25 protein-coding genes, 1 tRNA gene and 1 pseudogene are annotated in these 21,574 nt (G+C 49.7%); 22 read left to right on the top strand and 5 right to left on the bottom strand.

The window, feature by feature from the left end; translation table 11 throughout:
• Positions 1 to 7: 7 nt before the first annotated feature.
• The 10 genes from CK910_RS21525 to CK910_RS21480 all read left to right on the top strand — a co-directional run bounded on the left by CK910_RS21525 (position 8) and on the right by CK910_RS21480 (position 8,937).
• Positions 8 to 304 (top strand): ArsR/SmtB family transcription factor, encoded by a 297-nt coding sequence (locus CK910_RS21525; RefSeq protein ID WP_029304595.1) that lies wholly within the window; start codon positions 8 to 10, stop codon positions 302 to 304.
• 86 nt (positions 305 to 390) lie between these two features.
• Complete coding sequence (locus CK910_RS21520) at positions 391 to 771, top strand: ArsR/SmtB family transcription factor (protein WP_029304596.1); 381 nt, start codon at positions 391 to 393, stop codon at positions 769 to 771.
• Between the two features lie 134 nt (positions 772 to 905).
• Complete coding sequence (gene arsD, locus CK910_RS21515) at positions 906 to 1,325, top strand: arsenite efflux transporter metallochaperone ArsD (RefSeq protein WP_098984650.1); 420 nt, start codon at positions 906 to 908, stop codon at positions 1,323 to 1,325.
• Between the two features lie 68 nt (positions 1,326 to 1,393).
• A complete protein-coding gene (gene arsA / locus CK910_RS21510) occupies positions 1,394 to 3,169 on the top strand; it encodes an arsenical pump-driving ATPase (RefSeq protein WP_098984649.1) in 1,776 nt (591 codons plus the stop codon).
• 33 nt (positions 3,170 to 3,202) lie between these two features.
• A complete protein-coding gene (locus CK910_RS21505; RefSeq protein ID WP_253852774.1) occupies positions 3,203 to 3,700 on the top strand; it encodes a phosphatase domain-containing protein in 498 nt (165 codons plus the stop codon).
• Positions 3,701 to 3,710: 10 nt separating this feature from the next.
• A complete protein-coding gene (locus CK910_RS21500; RefSeq protein ID WP_029304601.1) occupies positions 3,711 to 4,727 on the top strand; it encodes an ArsJ-associated glyceraldehyde-3-phosphate dehydrogenase in 1,017 nt (338 codons plus the stop codon).
• A 7-nt stretch (positions 4,728 to 4,734) separates the two neighbouring features.
• Positions 4,735 to 6,036, top strand: coding sequence for an organoarsenical effux MFS transporter ArsJ (gene arsJ / locus CK910_RS21495; RefSeq protein ID WP_253852773.1), 1,302 nt, complete (start codon positions 4,735 to 4,737; stop codon positions 6,034 to 6,036).
• Positions 5,975 to 7,045: an ACR3 family arsenite efflux transporter gene (arsB, locus tag CK910_RS21490; protein WP_172955388.1), complete on the top strand. Its 1,071-nt coding sequence runs from the start codon at positions 5,975 to 5,977 to the stop codon at positions 7,043 to 7,045. The genes arsJ and arsB overlap by 62 nt, the downstream gene beginning before the upstream one ends.
• A gap of 2 nt (positions 7,046 to 7,047) precedes the next feature.
• Positions 7,048 to 7,479 (top strand): arsenate reductase (glutaredoxin), encoded by a 432-nt coding sequence (arsC, locus tag CK910_RS21485; protein ID WP_098984647.1) that lies wholly within the window; start codon positions 7,048 to 7,050, stop codon positions 7,477 to 7,479.
• 21 nt (positions 7,480 to 7,500) lie between these two features.
• A complete protein-coding gene (locus CK910_RS21480) occupies positions 7,501 to 8,937 on the top strand; it encodes a glutathione synthase (protein ID WP_098984646.1) in 1,437 nt (478 codons plus the stop codon).
• Positions 8,938 to 9,137: 200 nt separating this feature from the next.
• Here CK910_RS21480 and CK910_RS21475 read toward each other — a convergent pair whose 3' ends face one another.
• Positions 9,138 to 9,479: an antitoxin Xre/MbcA/ParS toxin-binding domain-containing protein gene (locus CK910_RS21475; protein ID WP_253852772.1), complete on the bottom strand. Its 342-nt coding sequence runs from the start codon at positions 9,477 to 9,479 to the stop codon at positions 9,138 to 9,140.
• 287 nt (positions 9,480 to 9,766) lie between these two features.
• Here CK910_RS21475 and CK910_RS21470 point away from each other — a divergent pair, with 287 nt between their 5' ends.
• Positions 9,767 to 10,876 (top strand): DUF4172 domain-containing protein, encoded by a 1,110-nt coding sequence (locus tag CK910_RS21470; RefSeq protein ID WP_098985198.1) that lies wholly within the window; start codon positions 9,767 to 9,769, stop codon positions 10,874 to 10,876.
• Between the two features lie 114 nt (positions 10,877 to 10,990).
• Here the strand turns inward: CK910_RS21470 and CK910_RS21465 are convergent, their stop codons facing one another.
• Positions 10,991 to 11,659, bottom strand: coding sequence for a hypothetical protein (locus CK910_RS21465; protein ID WP_098984645.1), 669 nt, complete (start codon positions 11,657 to 11,659; stop codon positions 10,991 to 10,993).
• 222 nt (positions 11,660 to 11,881) lie between these two features.
• Here CK910_RS21465 and CK910_RS21460 point away from each other — a divergent pair, with 222 nt between their 5' ends.
• The 10 genes and pseudogenes from CK910_RS21460 to CK910_RS21410 all read left to right on the top strand — a co-directional run bounded on the left by CK910_RS21460 (position 11,882) and on the right by CK910_RS21410 (position 19,114).
• Positions 11,882 to 12,196, top strand: coding sequence for a helix-turn-helix domain-containing protein (locus CK910_RS21460; RefSeq protein WP_098984644.1), 315 nt, complete (start codon positions 11,882 to 11,884; stop codon positions 12,194 to 12,196).
• 671 nt (positions 12,197 to 12,867) lie between these two features.
• Positions 12,868 to 13,644, top strand: a complete 777-nt coding sequence (locus CK910_RS21450) for a hypothetical protein (protein ID WP_098984643.1) — start codon at positions 12,868 to 12,870, stop codon at positions 13,642 to 13,644.
• A 66-nt stretch (positions 13,645 to 13,710) separates the two neighbouring features.
• A pseudogene (locus CK910_RS21445) lies at positions 13,711 to 14,082 on the top strand (IS1 family transposase); the annotation flags it as partial.
• Positions 14,083 to 14,402: 320 nt separating this feature from the next.
• Positions 14,403 to 14,750: a hypothetical protein gene (locus tag CK910_RS21440; RefSeq protein WP_050490569.1), complete on the top strand. Its 348-nt coding sequence runs from the start codon at positions 14,403 to 14,405 to the stop codon at positions 14,748 to 14,750.
• Positions 14,751 to 15,158: 408 nt separating this feature from the next.
• Positions 15,159 to 15,566 (top strand): H-NS family histone-like protein, encoded by a 408-nt coding sequence (locus tag CK910_RS21435; RefSeq protein WP_098984642.1) that lies wholly within the window; start codon positions 15,159 to 15,161, stop codon positions 15,564 to 15,566.
• 555 nt (positions 15,567 to 16,121) lie between these two features.
• The gene (locus CK910_RS21430; protein WP_253852771.1) at positions 16,122 to 16,394 is read left to right on the top strand and encodes a hypothetical protein; all 273 of its coding nucleotides are present in this window, start codon (positions 16,122 to 16,124) and stop codon (positions 16,392 to 16,394) included.
• Positions 16,395 to 16,444: 50 nt separating this feature from the next.
• Positions 16,445 to 17,035: a Pycsar system effector family protein gene (locus CK910_RS21425; RefSeq protein WP_098984640.1), complete on the top strand. Its 591-nt coding sequence runs from the start codon at positions 16,445 to 16,447 to the stop codon at positions 17,033 to 17,035.
• Positions 17,023 to 18,360, top strand: coding sequence for a nucleotide-binding domain-containing protein (locus CK910_RS21420; RefSeq protein WP_216640169.1), 1,338 nt, complete (start codon positions 17,023 to 17,025; stop codon positions 18,358 to 18,360). The genes CK910_RS21425 and CK910_RS21420 overlap by 13 nt, the downstream gene beginning before the upstream one ends.
• A gap of 59 nt (positions 18,361 to 18,419) precedes the next feature.
• On the top strand, positions 18,420 to 18,659 hold the full coding sequence (locus CK910_RS21415; RefSeq protein ID WP_098984639.1) for an ECs_2282 family putative zinc-binding protein: 240 nt from the start codon (positions 18,420 to 18,422) through the stop codon (positions 18,657 to 18,659).
• Positions 18,656 to 19,114: a hypothetical protein gene (locus CK910_RS21410; RefSeq protein WP_157774657.1), complete on the top strand. Its 459-nt coding sequence runs from the start codon at positions 18,656 to 18,658 to the stop codon at positions 19,112 to 19,114. Before CK910_RS21415 ends, CK910_RS21410 begins: the two co-directional genes overlap by 4 nt.
• An 86-nt stretch (positions 19,115 to 19,200) precedes the next feature.
• Here CK910_RS21410 and CK910_RS21405 read toward each other — a convergent pair whose 3' ends face one another.
• The gene (locus CK910_RS21405) at positions 19,201 to 19,407 is read right to left on the bottom strand and encodes a helix-turn-helix domain-containing protein (protein WP_098984637.1); all 207 of its coding nucleotides are present in this window, start codon (positions 19,405 to 19,407) and stop codon (positions 19,201 to 19,203) included.
• A gap of 118 nt (positions 19,408 to 19,525) precedes the next feature.
• Between CK910_RS21405 and CK910_RS21400 the strand changes: the two genes are divergently transcribed.
• Entirely contained in the window at positions 19,526 to 20,098 is a 573-nt protein-coding gene (locus CK910_RS21400) for a hypothetical protein (RefSeq protein WP_098984636.1), read from the top strand.
• Positions 20,099 to 20,296: 198 nt separating this feature from the next.
• On the opposite strand, the gene CK910_RS21395 is transcribed toward CK910_RS21400, so the two are convergent.
• Together CK910_RS21395 and CK910_RS21390 are read right to left on the bottom strand one after the other, a co-directional pair.
• Positions 20,297 to 20,372: transfer RNA gene (locus tag CK910_RS21395), tRNA-Thr, on the bottom strand.
• A gap of 363 nt (positions 20,373 to 20,735) precedes the next feature.
• Positions 20,736 to 21,476 (bottom strand): phosphatase, encoded by a 741-nt coding sequence (locus CK910_RS21390; RefSeq protein WP_098984635.1) that lies wholly within the window; start codon positions 21,474 to 21,476, stop codon positions 20,736 to 20,738.
• Positions 21,477 to 21,574 lie beyond the last annotated feature (98 nt).

Genomic DNA, 21,574 nt, shown 5'->3' with positions numbered 1-21,574 from the left:
TTGGGTCATGCAGTTGGAAGAAGTCGCTAAAGCGTTGAAGGAGCTTGGTCATCCAACTCGCCTGTTCATTTTCAAGCATCTCATCAAGGCTGGGACGCAGGGCTTGCCTGTTGGAGAGCTGCAAAAACAACTATCTATCCCTGCATCAACCCTCAGCCACCATATCTCGGCTCTGGTATCGGTAGGGCTCGTCAAGCAGAACCGAGAGAGTCGCACGCTCATGTGCGTGTCTCAATTCGAGGTGCTGGAAGAGGTCATCGCATTTTTCCGTGAAGAGTGCTGCGTAAACGGCAGCTCAACCTGAATAGATTCAAAGCAGTGGCAAGCTGCCTTGATCATTTCAACTGTTCTTGTATAGTTGTAATCATGAAATGAGTGATAGAGGTTCAAATGAATAAAGATACTGCTACTAAAGTCTTCGAGTCTCTGTCGTCCGGTATCCGCCTCGATGTATGGCGCCTGCTGGTCAAAGCTGGGCTGGAAGGGATGGTTGCTGGTCAGTTGGCCAGTGAGCTCGATATCGCTCCGAATACCCTGTCATTTCACCTGAAAGCCATGCTTCACGCGGGCCTCATCTCGGTGGAGCAAGAAGGCCGATTTTTACGCTATCGCGGCAATATCCCACTGATGCTTGAGCTGATCGGTTACCTCACTGAGGAGTGTTGTAGCGGTCATCCCGAGCAGTGTTTAGATATGCGCGGCACTGCCAATTGTGCTCCCGAAGTGCTTCCCCCTCTTACCTCCTGCAACAAGGAAGGCTGTTCATCATGAACATCCTGCTTTCATGCTCGGGGAAGCGGAGCGAAGCCCTCCTGTTAGAGGTGTTTTCCGTTTTTCAACAGATCGTGAGGGGCTAAAAGCAGCTCTGGATGCTATTGCCACTGAGATTAAGCGAGGAAGTGATTATGAGATTGATACAAGTATTTGACCCTGCCCTGTGCTGCTCCAGCGGTGTGTGCGGCACAGATATTGACCAAAACCTGGTGGTCTTCGCGGGCGATGCAGAATGGCTCAAGCAGCAGGGTGGATCTCTATATCGCTTCAACCTGGCGCAACAGCCCCTGGTATTTGCTGAAACCCCTGCGGTGGCTTCTTTCCTGGAGCTCTCCGGTGAAGAAGGGCTGCCTGTGACCTTGGTTGATGGCCAGGTGGTACTCACCGGTCGTTATCCAAGCCGCACTGAGTTGATGCGCTATGCAGGTCTGGCGTTACCGAAAGCCTCCGAAACTGATGGCGCAGAGGCCAATACAGAGCCAAGCAAAGCGGGCGCCATCAAAGGGATCGTCAAGAGTGAATGCTGTTCCGGCAGCAGTGGTTGCTGCTAAGCGAGCTCACGTAGTTAGCAAGATCTCTGTTCGGTTCATTGCCTTGTTCTTCCAGATAGGAGTCTCTCATGTTCCAGTTTCTGACCAATCTGCCACCGTTTCTCTTTTACACCGGTAAGGGGGGCGTGGGTAAAACCTCGCTGGCTTGCGCAAGTGCGGTTGCCCTGTGTGACAGTGGAAAAAAGGTACTGCTGGTGAGCACGGATCCAGCCTCAAACGTGGGTCAGGTTTTCGATACCAAGATAGGCAACCAAGTCACCAAGATCCCGCAGGTTGAGGGATTGTCTGCGCTGGAGATTGACCCGCAAGCTGCCGCGCAAGCGTACCGTGAACGGATTGTTGGCCCAGTACGTGGCAAATTGCCCGAGAGCATAGTGCGCAGCATTGAAGAGCAGCTATCCGGTGCCTGTACCACAGAGATAGCCGCTTTTGACGAGTTCACTGCCCTGCTGACCGACCGTGACTTAGTGGGTCAATACGATCATATCGTGTTCGACACCGCCCCCACGGGACACACCATTCGTTTATTACAATTGCCAGGGGCATGGAGCGAGTTCTTGGAACAAGGCAAGGGTGACGCTTCTTGTCTGGGGCCGTTGGCAGGGCTGGAAAAACAGCGCAGCCAATATGCAGAGGCTGTCGCTGCCTTGTCGGATGCCGAGAAAACACGACTGATCTTGGTCGCCCGTGCCCAAACCTCGACCCTGCGGGAAGTGGCACGTACTCATGATGAACTGGCGGCCATTGGCCTTGCCAATCAGCAGTTGGTCATCAATGGCATCTTCCCAGAAAGCGAGCAGGTTGATGACCCCTTAGCCGCAGCCGTATGGCAACGAGAGCAGCAGGCTATGGCTAATATGCCAGCGATGCTGGCAAGTCTGCCACAAGACAGAGTTCCTCTCTTGGCCACCAACCTGGTGGGTGTAGACAGCCTGCGTCAGTTACTCAGCGCAGAACCGGTCAATGGGGCCTTTGAGGTCGAGAGCACGACCGCTGAGCAACACCCTGATTTGAAGCAATTGGTCGATGAACTGGCCACCGATGGTCATGGGCTCATCATGTTGATGGGGAAGGGGGGAGTGGGCAAAACCACTCTGGCGGCAGCGGTCGCGGTGGAGCTCGCCAATCGGGGACTGCCAGTTCACCTGACCACCTCAGATCCCGCAGCCCATCTGGGTGAGACGTTGGCAGGTGCCCTGCCCAGTCTGGAAGTTAGCCGCATTGATCCTCACGCCGAGACTGAGCGTTACCGCGCTCAGGTGCTGGCCACCAAGGGGGCGAGCCTGGATGAACAGGGTCGAGCCTTGTTGGAGGAAGATTTGCGTTCCCCCTGCACCGAAGAGATCGCCGTGTTTCAGGCCTTCTCACGGATCATTCGCGAGGCGGGTAAGCGCTTCGTGGTGATGGATACAGCGCCGACTGGCCATACCCTGTTGCTGCTCGATGCGACCGGCGCCTATCACAGAGAAATTGCCCGCCAGATGGGCGGGAAAGGGATGCACTTCACCACCCCCATGATGCAGCTGCAAGACCCAAAACAGACCAAGGTGATGATCGTGACTCTGCCCGAGCCAACTCCGGTGCAAGAGGCGGCCAATCTGCAAGCTGACTTGCGCCGTGCCGGCATCGAGCCCTGGGCTTGGGTGGTCAATCACATGCTGGCCCCAGCCAGCGTCACTTCCCCCCTACTTGCCCAGCGAGCATATCGCCAGCAACCCCACATCGATGCGGTGAAGGGGGAGCATGCTCAGCGCTATGCCGTAGTGCCCTTGCTGGCGACCGAGCCGGTGGGTGTGGAGGCTCTGCAAGATTTATGTCATCCCAACCAATCCCAATCCACCTGACGTTCTCACTGAGACATGGAGACGCTGTTTATCATGCACCCGTTTGACATCCTGAATCTGGATAATGGCGCCCGCCTTATCTTCACTCCCTGCCCTGGCACCAAGGAGGCTTCCCTGCAAGCCTCCCTTAAGACCCTGCAAGAGGCTGGGGCTGATGCGGTGGTCACCATGATGCCTGATGCCGAGCTTAGCGAATTCAAGGCTGATGCCTTGCCCGCCGAGTGTGCTGCATTAGGGCTGGTCTGGTTCCAGCTACCGGTAGAGGATGATTGCGCGCCCGAGGCGCCATTCACAGCAGCGTTTACGAGCCACAAGGCAGACTTGCTGGCGCGACTTGCCTCTGGCCAGACCTTGGCCATTCATTGCCGAGGCGGCTCGGGCCGTACCGGACTGATGGCGGCTATCTTGCTGTTGGAGGCAGGCTACGCCCCTGCCAAGGTCAAGACCCTGGTGCAAGGTCTGCGTCCCAAGGCGTTGACCCTGACCCCTCATGTCAATTACCTCAACACCCACTACTCATTCGCCGGTTAAGGAAAGCAGCATGACTATCAAAGTTGGTATCAACGGCTTTGGCCGCATGGGCCGCCTCTCATTTCGCGCCGCCTTCGATTGGGCAGATGTAGAGTTTGTGCGCATCAATGACCCGGCTGGGGATGCAGCATCCCTAGCACACCTCATCACCTTCGATTCAGTCCATGGGCGCTGGCATCACGAGGCCCGCGCCGAAGGTGACGAGATGGTGATTGGCAACCATCGCATCCCCTGCACTCGCAACAAAGAGATCGGTCAGACTGACTGGTCGGATTGTGATGTGGTGATCGAGGCCTCTGGCAAGATGAAGACCAAAGCCCTGCTGAGCGCCTACCTGGCACAAGGGGTAAAGCGCGTCGTGGTAACGGCTCCGGTCAAGGAAGAGGGTGTCCTGAACGTAGTGATGGGGGTTAACCACCACCTTTACGACAAGGCGCAGCATCCTATCGTGACGGCGGCCTCCTGCACCACCAACTGCCTGGCGCCTGTGGTGAAGGTGATCCACGAGCAGTTGGGTATCAAGCACGGCTCCATGACCACCATTCACGACATCACCAACACTCAGACCATTCTGGATGCTCCCCATGCAGATCTGCGCCGTGCTCGCGCCTGTGGCTTGAGCCTCATCCCCACCACCACCGGCTCTGCCACCGCCATCACTCATATCTTCCCCGAGCTCAAGGGCAAGCTGAATGGCCATGCCGTGCGAGTGCCGCTGGCCAACGCCTCCCTCACCGACTGTGTGTTCGAGGTGAGCCGTCCCACTACCGAAGCCGAGGTCAATGGCTTGCTCAAGGCCGCTGCCGAGAGTGAGCTCAAGGGGATCATGGGGTATGAAGAGCGCCCGCTGGTATCGGTGGATTACAAGACGGATCCGCGCTCTTGCACCATCGATGCGCTCTCCACCATGGTGATCAACGGCACCCAGGTGAAGATCTATGCCTGGTATGACAACGAGTGGGGCTATGCCAACCGCACTGCCGAACTGATGCGCATGGTGGGTCAGATGGATAAGGTGCAAGGATAACCCGGCCATGGCACTGACCCGACTCTCCCCCGAGACCCGCCAGTACCTGCTGGTGACCGGTAACTACTGGGCCTTTACCCTGACCGATGGCGCTCTGCGCATGTTGGTGGTGCTCTACTTCCACGGGCTGGGTTACAGCCCGCTGGCCATTGCCTCCCTGTTTCTCTTCTACGAGTTCTTCGGGGTCGTGACCAATCTGGTGGGGGGCTGGCTCGGTGCTCGCCTTGGGCTTAACCGCACCATGAACATCGGGTTGGCCCTCCAGGTGTTGGCGCTGGGCATGCTGCTGGTGCCGTCAGTCTGGCTGACGGTGCCTTGGGTGATGGCGGCGCAGGCGCTCTCCGGGATTGCCAAAGATCTCAACAAGATGAGTGCTAAAAGCTCCATCAAGTTGCTGGTGCCGGGGGAGGCTCAGGGTCAGCTCTACAAGTGGGTGGCACTCCTGACAGGCTCGAAAAATGCCTTGAAGGGGATGGGGTTTTTCCTCGGTGGTGCCCTGCTGACCTTGCTCGGGTTTCAGGGGGCCGTGCTGGTCATGGCCCTCGCACTGGCGCTGGTGTGGTGCGTGAGCATGCTGACGCTGAAACGTGACCTGGGCAAGGCCAAGAATAAACCCAAGTTCAGTGAAATCTTCTCCAAGAGTCGCGCCATCAATTACCTGTCGGCAGCCCGCCTGTTCCTGTTCGGTGCCCGCGATGTGTGGTTCGTGGTGGCGTTACCTGTGTACCTCGCATCCAGCTTTGGCTGGGATCACTGGTATGTGGGGGGCTTCCTCGCGCTCTGGATCATCGCTTACGGGGTGGTGCAGACCCAGGCCCCCCGATTTACCGGTAAGCGCCAGGGGCGTGTGCCCGATGGTAAGGCGGCGATGCGCTGGGCGCTGTCGCTGGCCTTGATCCCTGCCTTGATTGCGCTGGCGCTCCACTATGGGGTGCATCCGGCCATCAGCCTGATAGGCGGTCTGATGTTGTTCGGTGCCCTGTTTGCCATCAACTCTTCTCTGCACAGCTACCTGATCGTCAGCTATGCCGGTGCTGATGGGGTATCGCTGGATGTGGGCTTCTACTACATGACCAATGCCCTAGGCGCCTGCTCGGCACCCTACTGTCGGGGCTGGTGTTCCAGCTCTACGGTCTTGAGGCATGCCTCTGGATCTCCACTCTCTTTATTCTGTTGGCGGCATTCATCTCCATCGGCTTGCCACGCCATCAGCCTTCCGTTTCATCCAACTCTCATGGAGCCTCATAATGAGTACCAATGCCTGCTGCGATCTGCCCGTCAGCAAAAAAATGAGCTTTCTCGACCGTAACCTCACCCTTTGGATCTTTGTCGCCATGGCGATTGGGGTCGGGATTGGATATCTGTTCCCTCAGGTGGCTCAGTGGAACGAGGCGATGTCTGTCGGCACCACCAATATTCCGCTGGCCATTGGCCTGATCCTGATGATGTATCCGCCGCTCGCCAAGGTGAATTACGGCACCATGGGCGCGATGACTCGTGACCGTCAGGCCATCACTCTCTCATTGGTGATGAACTGGTTCGTCGGCCCCATCCTGATGTTTGTGATCGCCCTGGTGTTTTTGCATGACTACCCGAACTACATGGTAGGCCTGATCCTGATTGGTCTGGCGCGTTGCATCGCTATGGTGCTGGTGTGGAACGACCTGGGGGGGGGTAACAAAGAGTATGGTGCTGGCCTGGTGGCGCTTAACAGCGGTTTCCAGATCTTAACCTACAGCTTTATGGCCTGGTTGTTCATTACCGTACTGCCTCCGCTGTTCGGCTTACAGGGTTTTACGGTGGATATCACCATGCTGGATATCGCCGAGAGCGTGCTGATCTATCTGGGGATCCCCTTCCTTGCGGGCTTCTTGAGCCGTAAATATCTGGTCAAGGCGAAGGGAGAAAAATGGTATACCGAGCGCTTTATCCCGGCTATTTCCCCCATCACGCTGATCGCCTTGTTGGCCACTATCGTGCTGATGTTCAGCCTCAAGGGGGAAATGATCGTCGAGCTGCCGATGGATGTGCTGCGGGTCGCTGTGCCACTGGTCGTCTATTTCGTGCTGATGTTCTTCACCAGCTTCCTGGTCGGCAAGAAACTCGGCATCCCCTATGACAAGAATGCCTCTATCGCCTTTACCGCCACCGGCAACAACTTCGAGCTGGCCATTGCGGTCTCCATCGCCGTATTCGGGCTGAACTCGGATCAGGCCTTCGCCGGGGTCATCGGCCCGCTGGTTGAAGTACCGGTGTTGATCGCCCTGGTCAATGTAGCCCTGCGTATGAAGCGCAATTATGTGGCAGCGGAGGCCTAATCATGAATGACGCCAAGATCACCATTTATCACAACCCGGCATGTGGCACCTCTCGCAACACGCTGGAGCTTATCCGTAACTCCGGCGTTGAGCCGATAGTCATCCGCTACCTGGAGACCCCACCGAGCCGCGAGACACTGGAGTCCCTTATTCAAGCGATGGGGATGCCGGTGCGCGACCTGCTGCGCAAGAATGTCCCCCCTTATGAGGCGCTGGGCCTCGCCGAGGAGCGGTTCAGTGATGAGGAGTTGGTCGATGCCATGCTGTCTCATCCTCTCCTGATCAACCGCCCCATAGTGGTTACCCCGCTTGGCACCACACTGTGTCGCCCGTCAGAAGTCGTGCTGGATATCTTGCCAGGCCGCCAGCAAGGGGCCTTCACCAAGGAAGATGGGGAGCGGGTAGTTGATGCAAAGGGGCATCGTATTAAGTGATCCAGCAATCAGGAGCATGTGATGAGTTCTCTTGGCATCCAAAAAACCAAAGATGATGCAGTCGAGTGGGCGTTAACACACGGCGTAGCCTTCAAGGAGTCGGTGCATTCTGCCGTGCATACCCCATTTACCCTGACGCCAACACCAATAAGCCGAGGGGGGTATCAGCAGTTAAAAAGTGCGGCCCAGATCCTCAGCAAACTGATCTATTCAGTATCTGAGGATCACGGTTTCCTGTTCGATGCGATTAATCCCATCACGACTGGAGATCCCTTCTTTTCAGCCCTGCTTCGCATGCATCAACAAATACACTCATCACCCAACCAAGCTCCCCGGCTGCCATTGCTCATTATGCGCAGCGACTTTATGGACGATAAGGGCGATGGTCACAAGCTTGTTGAATTCAATGGCATCGCTGCTGGCATGGGGCCATTCGGCCAGCGAATACATGAACTGCACCGCTATCTACAACAGCAATGTCCCTCTGCATATGCCGAGTTATCGCATCAGGCAGTGGGGGAGCTTGTCGATAATCAGGCCATTGAGGGGCTATCGGCTGGCATTGCCAAAGCCACTTTCAAGATTAAGCAGGAGTTTGGAGACCTTGGCCCGGCAAGGTTTTTGATGATTGTGCAAGAGCATGAAAACAATGTGTTTGATCAGCACTTGCTTGAGTTTGCTCTCCAGCAGAAAGGGATAGAGACACAGCGCAGAACGTTTCGCGAGCTTCACAATCAATTGAGCACGGGTGCCAACAATAGATTGATCCTCAATGGTGTCGGGCCACTCGATACCGTCTACCTTCGCGCCGGGTATCAGTATTCCGATTATGAAGCTGCCGACCTCAAAGAGCAGAGATGTTGCCAGTCGCTGATGGCGACTCGTGTGTTGATTGAGCAACATCGAGTCGCAGTCAATGCAACGGTTGCCCAGCAGTTGGCAACGAGTAAGCGAGTGCAAATGCTGCTATCTCGTCTGGGAGAAGATGGACTGGTCGCATTTGGTTTGGCCCCGCAAGAGGCCGCAAGAGCGAGAAATCTTCTGGGAGAGATGCATCCTGTTACCTCAGATAGCGCTGACTTTGTAAAAGCGGCTCCCTCCGATAGTTGGGTGCTTAAAAATCAGGGAGAAGGTGGCGGGCATTGCCTGTTTGGGGCCGACATCTTGGCAAAACTGGCAACGCTTGCTCCCCAACAATATCAGGCCTGGTCGTTGATGCGCCGCTTACACCCCAATCCCAGATCTATGCCTGCATTGATTGTGCGCAAAGGGGAGCTGCATCAGGTGACTGATTTGATCAGCGAACTGGGTATGTTCACCGTTCAGGGAGATGGCAATCCTGCCAGTATTGAGCACTGTTATGCTGGATACCTCATTCGCAGCAAATCAGCTGGATCGACAGAAGGAGGCGTTCACAGTGGGCAAGGCGTTCTTGACTCGCTGGTATTCTGTGATTGAGAACTCTCAAGTTGGTGGTTATAGCAATATTCTAGAATCTGTTCTGGTATTCAATGAGGTGTGATGATTTACAGCTAAAAAAGAGGGGGGATTATGGGCAAAGAAGAAAGTGGATCTATTCGCGGCAACGCAGCGGAATGTTGAATAATTTTTTGTTCGACTGAGTGTGGTCTTTAACCAAACTGAGGAGGAAGGCTCGTTTAATACACCCCATGTTCGATTTGTCCTGCGAGATCGACAACCGCTTGGACTCCCATCGCTGTACTTAATACATCGATAGGCTTCTCACCTCCCAGTCCCCTGGCTGGTCTGCTCAACCACGACGCGCATTTCACTATATCTCCCTCATGCAGTGAGAGAGCTGCATCAAGAGCCAGTACAACACCGTAAACTCTGGCACCCTGCTCGGTGGATAGAGGGGAACAGGTTGCGATCTTCCGAGTGATCGTGCTTTGGCTAATGCCAACCAGGTCACAAACAGCCCGAGCACTTTCCCCAATCAACCCAGCAAGCTTCGGGACGAAACACCAGCCACAATCCACAGGTGTGCCTCCAGCGGGCTGTGAGGGATGCCCAGAGAGGTAATGACAGAGCTGACAGCGGTTACCCGAGTGCGAGGGTGATGAACGGCGTGAGGCATCGATAAGTGTTCCCTACTCTGCAATTTCCATAAAGCTGCTCCTAGCATAACAGCAGACTTTTCAAAATGACGTTTATGATCGGTTCATCTCCGGCAGTCCCTATCAATGAGCATCATGTGTAATAATTGGCTCATCAAGTGAGCCAAATAAAGTGCATAATCGCCTCATTTCATGGGGGAGTTCAGACGATGGGTTGGATTTGGCAACAAGCAGGCTGGCCAACATTTCATTGGCAGGACGAGGTTCTTCAACCACGTCTACGCTCACTTCATCGTCTGCTTGGCCTGCTGCTGGGGAGTTGTGCGATAGCCCCGATTCAAGAGCTGGATACTCTGGTTGCCAACATCATGGCCTCATCGGCTATCGAAGGGGAGGCACTGAATGCGCAGTCCGTTCGAGCGTCCGTGGCAGTGCGGCTCGGGGTCGTTGAGGTCGATCATCTTTTTACATCAGAAAGAACAGACGGACTAGCAGCCATGTTGATGGACGCTATTGGTGATACTCAAACAAAGCTCTCTTTTGAGCGGCTTTTACAGTGGCATCGGTCGCTATTCCCTGCATCACTTCCTGGAGGTAGCAGCATCAGTGGTGGCCAATTGCGTGACGATGGGCCGATGCAGGTCGTATCAGGGCGGTTCGACCAGCTCGTGGTTCATTTTGAAGCACCACCCCGAGCAGGTTTGGAGCTTGAATTACAAAACTTTATTGAGTGGTTTAACGAAAGTCGATTGAACCCAATTCTTGATCCGCTGCTTAGGGCTGCAATCAGCCATCTGTGGTTCGTGACGCTACATCCTCTTGAAGATGGAAATGGCCGAGTAGCACGAGCACTGACAGATTTGGCGTTAGCCCAGGCAGACCTGCACACCATCCGCCTATACGCCATGTCGGTCACCATACTTGAGCAGCGCGACAGGTATTATCAGCTTCTGGAGCAGACTCAAAGAGGAGGCTTAGATATCACACCTTGGTTAGTCTGGTTTCTTGAGACACTGGAAGCGGACTTGCAGCGTGCTATCTCTCAAGTGCAAGCTGACTTGAACAAGACTGCTTTTTGGCAAAAATATCAGGCAATTCAACTATTACCTGAGCAAATATTAGTGCTGAACCATCTATTGGAAATCCGCGATCAAGATACTGTGAATACCATAAGTGCCAGTCAATATCAGACGCTGACCGGCGTAAGTAAGCCGACTGCGACACGTCACCTAGCAGATATGGTAACGAAAGGCTGCGTGGTCCCATTGCCGGGAGGTGGCCGAAGTTCGCGGTATCAAGTGGTGAGGTCTTTTGGATAGGACTTCTGCCGCCTCCCAATCCCCCAATGAGGCTGGTATCTTTCCGAGAAATCACAGTTAGCATCCATCCTAGCCAAGGTCAGTTGGCTGAGGTAGGTCTGGGATTGCGATCCATTAATCATCCTTCGGCAGCAACCGAGATAGGCCCACTTGAGCCGGAAGTTCCCCGATGACCTCAATCTTCCAACCCGTCTGATTGGCCCGACACATGTGATAGTGGTGCGCGATGTTGGCCTGCGCTTGTACGGCGTGACGGGCTTTATCCAGGGCCTCTGTTGCATCGATGCCAATGCGGCTCAGCAATAGCTCAACGCGGGTTTCCAGTTGCCTGCATTCATGGGGGGAGAGCACCCCAGCCATCACCCTTGACGCCACGTAAAAACGGGCGTCGTCTTGCGAAATAGGCTTCAAGACACCGCGAGCATGCGCGTTGGCAAGCGTGACTTCTTGGGCCATGTATTTGTGCATGAGATGACCCTCTTCGAGGCGCATGATCACCTCGTTGACGTTGTAGTGACTGTGCTCCTCCAGATAATCACGCACCAGGATCTTGTGGGCTAGTGCGATGACATCAGCCCGTTCGATATCATTAGTGAGCCGGAGACGAAGTTCGGTTGCGCTGGCTAATTTGCCCATCGCGGCAGAAAGCAGACGTCCACGTTGCGCCTGACCGGGGGACTCATCGCGACCGGTAACGCCTGTTGGCAGGAATTTATCTGCTATCTCGCGGCTGACGGTGACGCGAATGCGGCTATTCTCCACGGTGAGGGTTTGATGCGACATGTTACTGCTCCTGAGGCTTCTCAATGACCCGCCTGTTGTACGGTAGCCCGTAGAATATTTAGCCAATACGATAAAGAGCTGAAAGCGGATTTATATGGAATGTATTGCCAAATTAGTTTACCAAAAGGAACCGTGATGGTGTTATTCGTCACTCCAATTATGTTCCATATATGGAACTTAACGGCATAAAAAGGCTCAAGCGTCCCAATAATGGAACATAACATGAGCATCTCCAATAGCGATCCTGTCGATGCTATAACCCAAGAGCTGGGGGCGAGATTGCAGCTGGTACGGTTGAATCTCATCATCACTCAAGCAGCACTTGCTGCACTGGCAGGTGTGACTCGCAAGAAAGTAATCCACGCCGAGACAGGCAATACCGATCTGGTCACCGTCGTCAGATTGATGCGAGCAATGAATATTGCCGATCAGCTTGATAGCTTCCTACCCCCAGTGCCTGTCTCACCACTTCAACTTGCCAAGTTAGCAGGAAAAAAAACAGCGGCGAGCATCCGGGACACTCGATACACAAACTAAAAAAAGTGGTCAGTGAATGGTAATCGAGTTCATCAATATCCATTACGCCTAGTACAAAGTTGGTGTCAATTGGAGTTGATTCAATTTTTGTACTCATTGATTGGTGCTTCATACAATCACAGGCTGGGAGTTAGCATTGCTAGCTCACAAAAACACAGACCTGCATCAGCGTAAGCAACGGGGAGTGGTTCCATGAAAGTTGAACAAATTGTCCCAACAGAACAGGTCGTCGATAATCTTTGCGATGTCTGTGGATGCAGCACCAAGTACTAAATTGGTTCATGTGAGTATGGAGCTCTCGAAGCTCATTGTGAGGTATGGCTCGGTGCAGCACGATGGTGAGAGGTTTCAGTTACATCTGTGCGAAGACTGTTTAGTCCAAGCACTGGCAAACTTGAGACAGGAGCATCGGTTGCAAAACGTGGTCTCGGAGGATTATCAAACCGTAGACCCTGACGCTTTTTGGCGTGTTGAGGGGAATATTGGATTCATCTAGAGAATATTATTCTAACCCCCATAGAAGACATTGTTTTCCCATTGAACGTAAAGGGCCATATGATACCATGAAAGCCAATGGCTGCTGATTACCATAGGATGTCGCTAAAAAAGTCTAAGAGATTAATTTATGACGTTGTATAAGCGACACCGGTTGATATTTACAAGAGGTATGCATGGATTATATTTTGGCATTTATAAATTCCATTAAAGACATTGCTATACCTGCTTTTGTCGGCACTTGGGCTGGCGCCTATATTATCATCTGGCGTCAAGAGTCTAAGTTAAAATATCCAAGAAAATTAATGACCGACATCCTTGATTTATTGGGGAAATATGATTCATATCAAAAGGCAGAAAGTGACTTTAACAATCGCTCTGCAATTGAAAAGAAGGCTGTACTTGTTGCACTTAAAAAACTAGGTGTTCCTGTGCAACTAAATATATTAAATGATGCATTTGATATTGATAACGTAAAGTTAGGTAACGAAAAAGTTAGTAGTGATACCATCATAAAAATGAAGGAGTTTGTCAAGAAAGGGCTGTGTGACGACTTGTTTTTCAAAGAAATCGAATCTAATTTTTATAGCGCACCACCAAAAATAATTTTCGCCAGAAATCTTGCATTGACATTTTTAGATGCTTTAGCAACTCAGGGCGATGACGTAAAATTGATTCACGTTGTTGAAAAAGCTGCCAAAATGAATTGGAATCAATTTGAGATTATACAGGTATTCTACAACACCGTTGATTTTACAAGCGATAAAAAAATCTCAGTTGAGAAAATTAATGCTGCCAAGACAAATGTTAATAATGGAGTTTTTGATCATTTATTTTATTGGGATATTCGGGCGTTCAACAATATGAACTCTCAGAGAAATGTAGCCGATATACTCGTAAATGCATCATCTTCCATCTTATCTAGCGATGCAGTTTCCAACAAGAACGACTAGAAAAACGGTGATGCCTCCAATCAGTTGAGCATGTATGATTGTGGCTTTTGAGACTCAGCATTCCTCATGGCCACCCTCATCATTCACTGTCCTCGTTGCCAATCTGACCGCGTATATCGCCACGGTAAAACCTCAGCTGGTCATGCCCGCTTCCGATGCACAGCTTGCCCTCCTGTTCTTCCAGCTCACCTATACCTATGAAGCCCGCAAACCTGGGGTGAAAGACAAGATTGTCGATATGGCCCTCAATGGCGCTGGTGTCCGTGACACCGCTCGTGTGCTCAAGGTTGGCATCAACACCGTCCTGCGCACCTTAAAAAACTCAACCCAAGGCAAGTAACCTCCGACCAAGCCGCGCTTGATGATGTGGCACTTATCTGTGAGCTCGATGAACAATGGTACTTCGTCAAAAACAAGCGCCATCGCCATTGGCTCTGGACTGGTGTCGTAGTGATTTATTGCCAACGAAAATCCACTGTTCATAGAGTTCGCAGATAAGGGCGACTGCATTCAGCACTTATATGCCAGGACCACTTGCATTAGGTTGGCAGCGAGGGCAGTGAACGGTAAGGGAAGTTATGAAAATGATGAGATTCAAATATGACCTCTCAAAAGTCACAAAAACAATTCATAGACAGTGCTTGTTTTTTTCACACGTATAGAAATACGTAATGAAGGCTTTTCACGTTTTTTACGTAGCAGTAGTGTATTGACTATGCTAGATCTCACAAACCAGTCCTGAATAAGAAGGTTAGGTCATGAACAAAGAACCATCCGTACATGAACTGAAACAAACGTGGGGGCTACCTGCTCACGCAAAAATGTTGGGTTGGCTTCTTCATGATCCATATAAGGACGAATTCTTGGTTAAGTACGCATCAAGCCCAGATATGACGGGTATGTGGTGGGGCCTGAGTCCTGAAACCGCAAAGGCTTTTAAAACGTTAAAGAAGGCAAACTCTGTCATTCAATCGCTGGAACTTACTGGGCGGGCTGTTGCAGCCCCGGCTTTTGATATTGGAAAGCAGATCATCGTTCTTACGGATAAAATTGGTGTTGAAAACCCACTTCGAGAGTTGACGCGCTTAACTCAAGATCTTGACTGATCGGTAATAGATGAAAACTGAATTCCACAATTTGGCATTAGGTTGAGAAATTTTCATATGGCCATCAATTTTGACTATCGCTGCGGGATCTTAGAGGCTTCTGACACGAGAACTGACCGTGAATGGTGTTGGTACAAAGGGGATACCGAGATCACCAGGACTCAAAATGGCGAGCTATCGAGCTCGATCAGCGTTCCCGTTGGTGCTGCCGTTGTTGAAGTAAAAAGTATTATTCGTGACGACGCGAGGAAGTAACACCAAAACTGGAATGGAGAACAATGAATGTGGTTCACTTATGTATTATCTAAATGGTTTATTTAATCTAGATTGATGTAAAAACCAATGGAGCTGTTGGCGATATTGAGTGATAATCCATTCGATTTAATAAAGTGATACATGAGGTCGTAAATGAATGATTTTTTGAAAACCCTGCTTAATATCCGCAGCCTTCGCGCTGTTCTGCGTGAGTTGTCATTTGAGCAGCTGGTCGAAGTTAAAGAAAAATTCGAAGAAGTGTTTGCTGAGCGGGAGCAACACGAAACCAAAATCAGACAAGAGTCTGCGGAACGTCATCAGAAGCTGGCTCAGTTCACTGAGATGTTGCGAGATGCAGGGATTGACCCGAGTGAGTTGGTTGGCTCCTCCGCTACCGTTAAGACCGAAGGGGCTGCAAAGTCCAAGCGAGCGCCTCGTCCTGCAAAATATAAATACACCGAGAATGGTCAGGAGAAGAGCTGGACTGGTCAGGGCAGAATGCCTAAAGCGATAGCAGAAGCTGTGGCCAGCGGCAGAGCTCTAGAAGAGTTTCTTATCTGATGCTGAGTAAGCCCATGCGTGTGATGCATGGGCTTCTTTTTATGTTTGACAGATAGTTTTCGATGTTTCTTGGAACCAATAATCGATCCTTTTCTTCTGATTATGTTTTTAAAGAAAGGCATGTAGATGGGCAGAGCGTTGCCTGGTTGCGAAAACAGCTAAAGAACACCTGCGGACGCCCTTTCTCGACCGACCCAATCCACATAGCTTCACGACCTGCTTAGACTTAGTTGCCCCTCTTGATGCGATCTGAGCGTTCTGGACAGAACCGCAAGCCAACACCTCTGGTGTCTCTGAGGCCTGGATTCTGTATGTGCGAAGTTCGATAAATAGTGAAGAAATGGACTCTTTACCAGCAACATGGCAATCGAAATTCACGAGGTATTTGCTGAAAGCAACGTGCTAGGCGAACTGTTGTTAATCAGGTGAGAATGAGTCTCTTTTTGGTTAAAAAACAATCTTACTGATGTGTCAATCGTTTTCCTTGATCGCCTCATTCGGATCAGGTATCTTTTTGCTGTATGTACAAACAGCACCATATGTAGTGTTCTGTTAATGGAAAAGATACAGGATATAGTGATGGCTTCGAGCAACAAAACTACCTCTGATAACGTCGCAACACTTGCTGCACAAGTGCTTAATGATGCTACCTCCTCTGTGACAGCACGTTCTCTTGCTGCTTCTGCTTTATCCCAGGTTAAGGTAGGAAAGCAAACAGGTGCTCAGATTGAGTCTTTTGCTTCAATGGTGCTGCAAAGCAGTAAGTACAACGAAAACACAAAAACTCTGGCCGGAAGTATCTTGTCTCAGGCTAACAAAAATCGATAATTTTAACTTTATAGTGGTCAATGTCGGTCGCATTAAGAAGGATATAATCGGTGTGGTTCAAAAAGCCAGATCAAGATATTGATGATGTGAAAGTTGATGATGCTAAAAAGGTCATCATTTCTGGAATGTGGGATACCTTAAAAAGGTATGATGCCTATATTGCAACTGTAAATTTTAAATGTGGTTTGTTGACATCGTTCAACGCCGCAATTGCATTTAGCATTCTATCAAAGTTCGATGCCATCATGAAAAGTCAACACGATTATAAAAGCTTGATGGTTTTGCTATGTATTACGTCTCTATTTCTTTGTATTACGAGTCTTTATTATGTTTTTAAATCGATTTGGCCTAATTTATCAAGTGGAAGTACATCCGCTGGTTCTGAGCCATCAGTGATTTTTTTTGGTTCTGTAAGTGGGAAATTTAATGCTGACACATACGCACGTAAAATGGAGAGCATTTCCTATCAGGACTATATCAAAGATTTATCAATTCAAGTTCATGAGATGGCTGTAATAACAAGTGTGAAAATGGCATCTATTGAAAGGGCGGGTAAGTTTTCAAAGTATAATCTTTTCCCAATTACATTGATTATGCTTGTGTGGATCTTCAATATTTCGGGGGGCATATGTCTAGCATAATTAAAGATATTTATGAGAAATCATTCTCTCATAGCAAAATAAATGAAGCGCATAACAGAATGAAGAGAGCTTCTGGAGTTGATGGCATGATCATGGAGTCATTCGCCATGGACTCTCATGACCTCCTTAAATCAACTGGTGTGGTTACAAAAAGTGAAATTTCCGTTGAGAATGATTATGACATTCAGAGGCAATTGAGACGTTGTTTTGGTAAAGAGGGAATTAATAAAAACAAGATAGGTGGACACCCAGACTTTGATTATCTAGTAGATGATAGAAAAACAAAGAGGGGTTATGTTACCACTTTATTCATAGATATTAAGAACTCAACTAAATTAGGTCTTATTTATCCACCAGAAATGGTATTTTCGATAAAAAATGACATTATAAAATGTGCTATAGAAACAATTCTGGCCTTTGATGGCCATGTCCATCGTATCATGGGAGATGCGGTTCTTGCATTTTTTAGAACAGAGCAGAGACCAGAGAATTCGGCGGTAAATGCTATCAATTGTGCAGTATGTCTTGTGAAATTTATTGAGGATGTGGTATCCCCTGGTCTTGAACAGCAAGATATAGACCCTGTTAGTATACGTATTGGTATTGACTATGGAAACGATGAAAATGTTCTATGGGGGATGTATGGATATCAAGGGGCATCGGAAGTAACGGCAACATCGTTCTATGTTGATGTTGCTGCGAAACTGCAACAGTCAGCTTCAAAAAACAAAATAATGATAGGTGATAGTTTAAGGAGTTTAATTGATATTCCTGACCATTATTTAGATTTAAAAAAGGAAGGTGACAACATATACCGATATGTAAAGCCAAATTATAGGGATGCTACAGGCAATCAAATTAATTATAAGCAGTTCGAATTAAATAGTGATAGTTATTTAAAGCTGTTACCATTGAAAGACACTGGTTTAAATATGATCCCATATTATCCAGATGACTTTTCAGTAGAAATGACCCTCACCGATAGTAATGGTTCACCTTCACAGGACGTATATTACTCTTGTGCGAGGATAGTACCTAAAAATAGAAGTATTAGGTTCAAAGTTACTTTCAGAGGTGCGAGCGACTCTAGTTATAAGGTTAGATATAGGGTTGAGAATAATGGCTTAGATGCAAAGAGAGCGTATCCTGAGAACAGCGGAAATCATGAAACATTCGTTGATGCGCAGTATCAACAAAACAATAACTATTTTGCAGTCCACCGTGAGCCGACAGCTTATCTAGGATTACATTATATGTATGTTTCTGTATATAAAAATGGGCAATTACATATGGCTGAGAAAAGAATAGGTGTATATGTCGCTTAGTTTAATTTTTGATACTTAGCCATTTCAATTCATGGGTTATATGGTTTAAGAGGGTTACAATGAAAAGTGAATATACAATAAATGCGACAATGCTCTGTCCTATATGTGGTAACGATCAGTTTGAAATTGTCTCGGAACAATTATTAATTTGTTCCGACTGCAAGAATAGTTTCGATAAAGAATCATTGATAGAACAGAATTCTACGTCGATAGATGCTATGGTCGAAGATCTTCAAAAAGAATTTATTTCCGATGTGGAAAAAGACTTAAAGAAAATGTTCAAAGGGTTCAAGCGATGACTCTAACTGATATTGTTTCGCTTCTGGCATTACTACTCTCTGTGTATTCTGCATATAGAACATTGGAGTTTAATCGACGTCAGAATGAATTTGCTAACACAGCCAATCATTTGAACAAGTTGCTACTGCGTAAAGAACAAGAGGATGCTATTGATGCTATCAGTGCAGACCTTAATGCTCGTGTTGTTAAGATCGGCAAGGGGCATCGTTTAAAGATTTATAATAAAGGAAAATCACCAGCTAAAAATGTAAGATTAGAGTGTCCTGTTGTGAGAGAATTCTCCATCATGGATGATTCGCTTCCTCTTGAGGTCATACAGGCGGGTGGCAACTTTGATCTTATTGTTGCTACCGCAATGGGGGCTCCATTTGCAGTAACAATCAAGCTGATATGGGATGATGAAAGAGGCCGAAACCAAGAGGTTGAAACCACTATTTCGCCTTATGGCTCGTAGTACAAGTTGGCTTAACTGCTTGTCCGTTGTAGTCATGCGCGAGCTGACAATCAACAGCACTGCGGTATGTTTTCAGTGATATTTATTTAGGGCAGTAAATCTTCTATGTCACAACCTAATACCTCGGAAAGGCGATAGACTTTCTCAAGTGTGACATTCACTTCTCCTCGCTCAATGCGACCAAGGTAACTTCTATCAATATCTGCCAGTAACGCGAGCGAGTCTTGGGACACACCCGCTTGAAGCCTTTTTCCACGAACTAAAATGCCAAATTTTTTTGCTAGATCTTGCATGCTTCGCCTCTCTCTGGCGAGCACTATCTCTAGTTGTCTGGCTCATGACCACGGACTATAATCCGCAATCGAATTTAGATTCCTACTAGTTGTTGTCGTTCGAGACTGAGGATTACTTATGGGCTCCCAGACTGTGTGGCTACCAACCGCACTCTACACAGCACTCATTCGATTGCAGCTGAACGATTTCACTGCACAGGAGTGCGTAAGTGCTGTATTTGGTGACAAGGTCGAGAGCTTGTCACAAAAGAAACGGTATGGCCTCATATACCGCCACTTGAACAAGTTGGTCGGTATGGGTCTCCTGAATAGGCGAGATGTTGGCAATAAATGGTTGCGCCCAAATTACGTTAAAACACCGATGTTTGATGAAGTAACCTTTCGGGAAGATTTACTTGGCCCAGAGGTCCTAGTAACTCAGGTGGAGCAAAAGCCAGTCGTGAAAGCGAAGAATGGGGTGCTAAAGGAGCTGGAAGTACTAGAGGCCAAGGCACGCTCTTATCAATGTGAGATTCAGGAGTACCAGGCTACGTTCGCCGAGTATGGTGAGCTACGAGCAGATTTCCCCGCGCTAGAAACGACCATTGAGAATGTACTCAGGCACTCCTGTAAGGAATATCGCGTCTTACGAGGCAGGTTAGCAGCCGTGGAAGAGGTGATGAAGGAGTTGGGGGGAGTGCTGAAATATTGAGTTACTAGTTGAGGCAACCCAACTGTACCTACAATGCTAAGAGTCGTGCAGATGGAGCCACCAAGTCCTACTTGGAATGAGCTCCATCAACGAGTCTTGTTTGAATCACTCCTAAAGCAGGGTATTTCTGATTTTTGGAGTGAACAGTGCTTTCAAGACATCATTGACTCACACAACCCAAAACCATGTGCATAAAACTGGTGCTGACTATCAGAATCGAACTGATGACCTACTGATTACGGGTCAGTTGCTCTACCTACTGAGCTAAGTCAGCTTAAAATATGAGATCATTACAAAATCGTGACAATCAACATTCGGATTTGAAAAACCTACATGTTCGAAGGTTGTGCTTGTGTCAATCTGGCCTGTTGATTGTCAATCCCCCCTCAAGATCTGTCAATAATTCAGTGAAACTGGACGTGTCAATTAAATTAACAACATAATCAATAAAAGTACTTTAATTACAATGGCTTGATGTGTGTCAATGTTGCAACCAACAACATATTACTATCCATTACGAATGCGCTGCTCTACCAACTGAGCTATACCGGCGTGGCACTAGATTCCCGAAAACAGCGAGGCAAGTCAATGAGCTGACATCAATTTTATGAGTGAGCTCATGGAGTTACGGGCAATGTCAGAGGTTGTCAAACTCCGGAATATGGGCGCGGCCGCGGCTCTCGAGAAAATCGAGCAGGGCGCGGGGAGATCGCGCCAGGATCCTGTCCAGCGGGAAGTTTGCCTCGGTCACCAACCGATGACAGTGCTCGAAATCCCCCAGGCTGAACGCCACGTGGGAGTCGGAGCCGAAGGTGAGATAGGCACCCAGATCGCGCGCCGCTTCGACGATGGCGCGGCAGTTGCTCTCGCTACCCGGGCGGGAATGGCTGAAGGAGGAGTTGTTGAGCTCCAGCGCCACTCGGTATTCGGCGGCGGCCTTGACCACGGCCTGGATGTCGATGGGGAAGGCGGGGTTGCCCGGGTGGCTTATCATGTCGACCCGACCGCTCCTGATGGCGTTGATCATGGCCTGGGTATGGGTAGCCTGATCGCAGGGGGGAAATACAGGTTCGTGGAAGCCCGCCATTATCATGTCGAGCCGAGACTCATAGCGCTCGGGGAAGTCGATTTCACCGTCGATATTTTTGATGTTGGCTTCGATGCCACGCAGTATGCCGACGCCGTCGACGACCCGTGGCAGAACATGCAGATTGACGAAGTGCCAGAAGTGGGGGGCATCGGCCATGTCGGGGCCGTGATCCGTGGTGGCGAACAGCTTGATCCCCTTCGCCCTGGCGATGGGCAGATAGTCGTGAATGGTGCTGTAAGCGTGGGTGCTGGCGACGGTATGGGTGTGGGTATCGACCGTATACTTCATCTTCTCTCCCCTTCTGGCGTGAGGCGCCAGCATAGCAAAGGCGGCGGGTCGAGACCATGTTGTGGCTTGTCATACTTTGTCACAAATTGCGGGGGTGT

The sequence above is a fragment of the Aeromonas sp. CA23 genome, from assembly GCF_002587065.1.
Classification (GTDB): domain Bacteria; phylum Pseudomonadota; class Gammaproteobacteria; order Enterobacterales; family Aeromonadaceae; genus Aeromonas; species Aeromonas bestiarum.
Note: the sequence above shows the minus strand (reverse complement) of the source record. Positions and strands in the feature narration are given on the sequence as shown.

Coding starts and splice junctions, on each gene's coding strand:
- CK910_RS21525 (WP_029304595.1), top strand. CDS start 8: ATGCAGTTGGAAGAAGTCGCTAAAGCGTTGAAGGAGCTTGGTCATCCA.
- CK910_RS21520 (WP_029304596.1), top strand. CDS start 391: ATGAATAAAGATACTGCTACTAAAGTCTTCGAGTCTCTGTCGTCCGGT.
- arsD (WP_098984650.1), top strand. CDS start 906: ATGAGATTGATACAAGTATTTGACCCTGCCCTGTGCTGCTCCAGCGGT.
- arsA (WP_098984649.1), top strand. CDS start 1,394: ATGTTCCAGTTTCTGACCAATCTGCCACCGTTTCTCTTTTACACCGGT.
- CK910_RS21505 (WP_253852774.1), top strand. CDS start 3,203: ATGCACCCGTTTGACATCCTGAATCTGGATAATGGCGCCCGCCTTATC.
- CK910_RS21500 (WP_029304601.1), top strand. CDS start 3,711: ATGACTATCAAAGTTGGTATCAACGGCTTTGGCCGCATGGGCCGCCTC.
- arsJ (WP_253852773.1), top strand. CDS start 4,735: ATGGCACTGACCCGACTCTCCCCCGAGACCCGCCAGTACCTGCTGGTG.
- arsB (WP_172955388.1), top strand. CDS start 5,975: ATGAGTACCAATGCCTGCTGCGATCTGCCCGTCAGCAAAAAAATGAGC.
- arsC (WP_098984647.1), top strand. CDS start 7,048: ATGAATGACGCCAAGATCACCATTTATCACAACCCGGCATGTGGCACC.
- CK910_RS21480 (WP_098984646.1), top strand. CDS start 7,501: ATGAGTTCTCTTGGCATCCAAAAAACCAAAGATGATGCAGTCGAGTGG.
- CK910_RS21470 (WP_098985198.1), top strand. CDS start 9,767: ATGGGTTGGATTTGGCAACAAGCAGGCTGGCCAACATTTCATTGGCAG.
- CK910_RS21465 (WP_098984645.1), bottom strand. CDS start 11,659: ATGTCGCATCAAACCCTCACCGTGGAGAATAGCCGCATTCGCGTCACC.
- CK910_RS21460 (WP_098984644.1), top strand. CDS start 11,882: ATGAGCATCTCCAATAGCGATCCTGTCGATGCTATAACCCAAGAGCTG.
- CK910_RS21450 (WP_098984643.1), top strand. CDS start 12,868: ATGGATTATATTTTGGCATTTATAAATTCCATTAAAGACATTGCTATA.
- CK910_RS21440 (WP_050490569.1), top strand. CDS start 14,403: ATGAACAAAGAACCATCCGTACATGAACTGAAACAAACGTGGGGGCTA.
- CK910_RS21435 (WP_098984642.1), top strand. CDS start 15,159: ATGAATGATTTTTTGAAAACCCTGCTTAATATCCGCAGCCTTCGCGCT.
- CK910_RS21430 (WP_253852771.1), top strand. CDS start 16,122: ATGGAAAAGATACAGGATATAGTGATGGCTTCGAGCAACAAAACTACC.
- CK910_RS21420 (WP_216640169.1), top strand. CDS start 17,023: ATGTCTAGCATAATTAAAGATATTTATGAGAAATCATTCTCTCATAGC.
- CK910_RS21415 (WP_098984639.1), top strand. CDS start 18,420: ATGAAAAGTGAATATACAATAAATGCGACAATGCTCTGTCCTATATGT.
- CK910_RS21410 (WP_157774657.1), top strand. CDS start 18,656: ATGACTCTAACTGATATTGTTTCGCTTCTGGCATTACTACTCTCTGTG.
- CK910_RS21405 (WP_098984637.1), bottom strand. CDS start 19,407: ATGCAAGATCTAGCAAAAAAATTTGGCATTTTAGTTCGTGGAAAAAGG.
- CK910_RS21400 (WP_098984636.1), top strand. CDS start 19,526: ATGGGCTCCCAGACTGTGTGGCTACCAACCGCACTCTACACAGCACTC.
- CK910_RS21390 (WP_098984635.1), bottom strand. CDS start 21,476: ATGAAGTATACGGTCGATACCCACACCCATACCGTCGCCAGCACCCAC.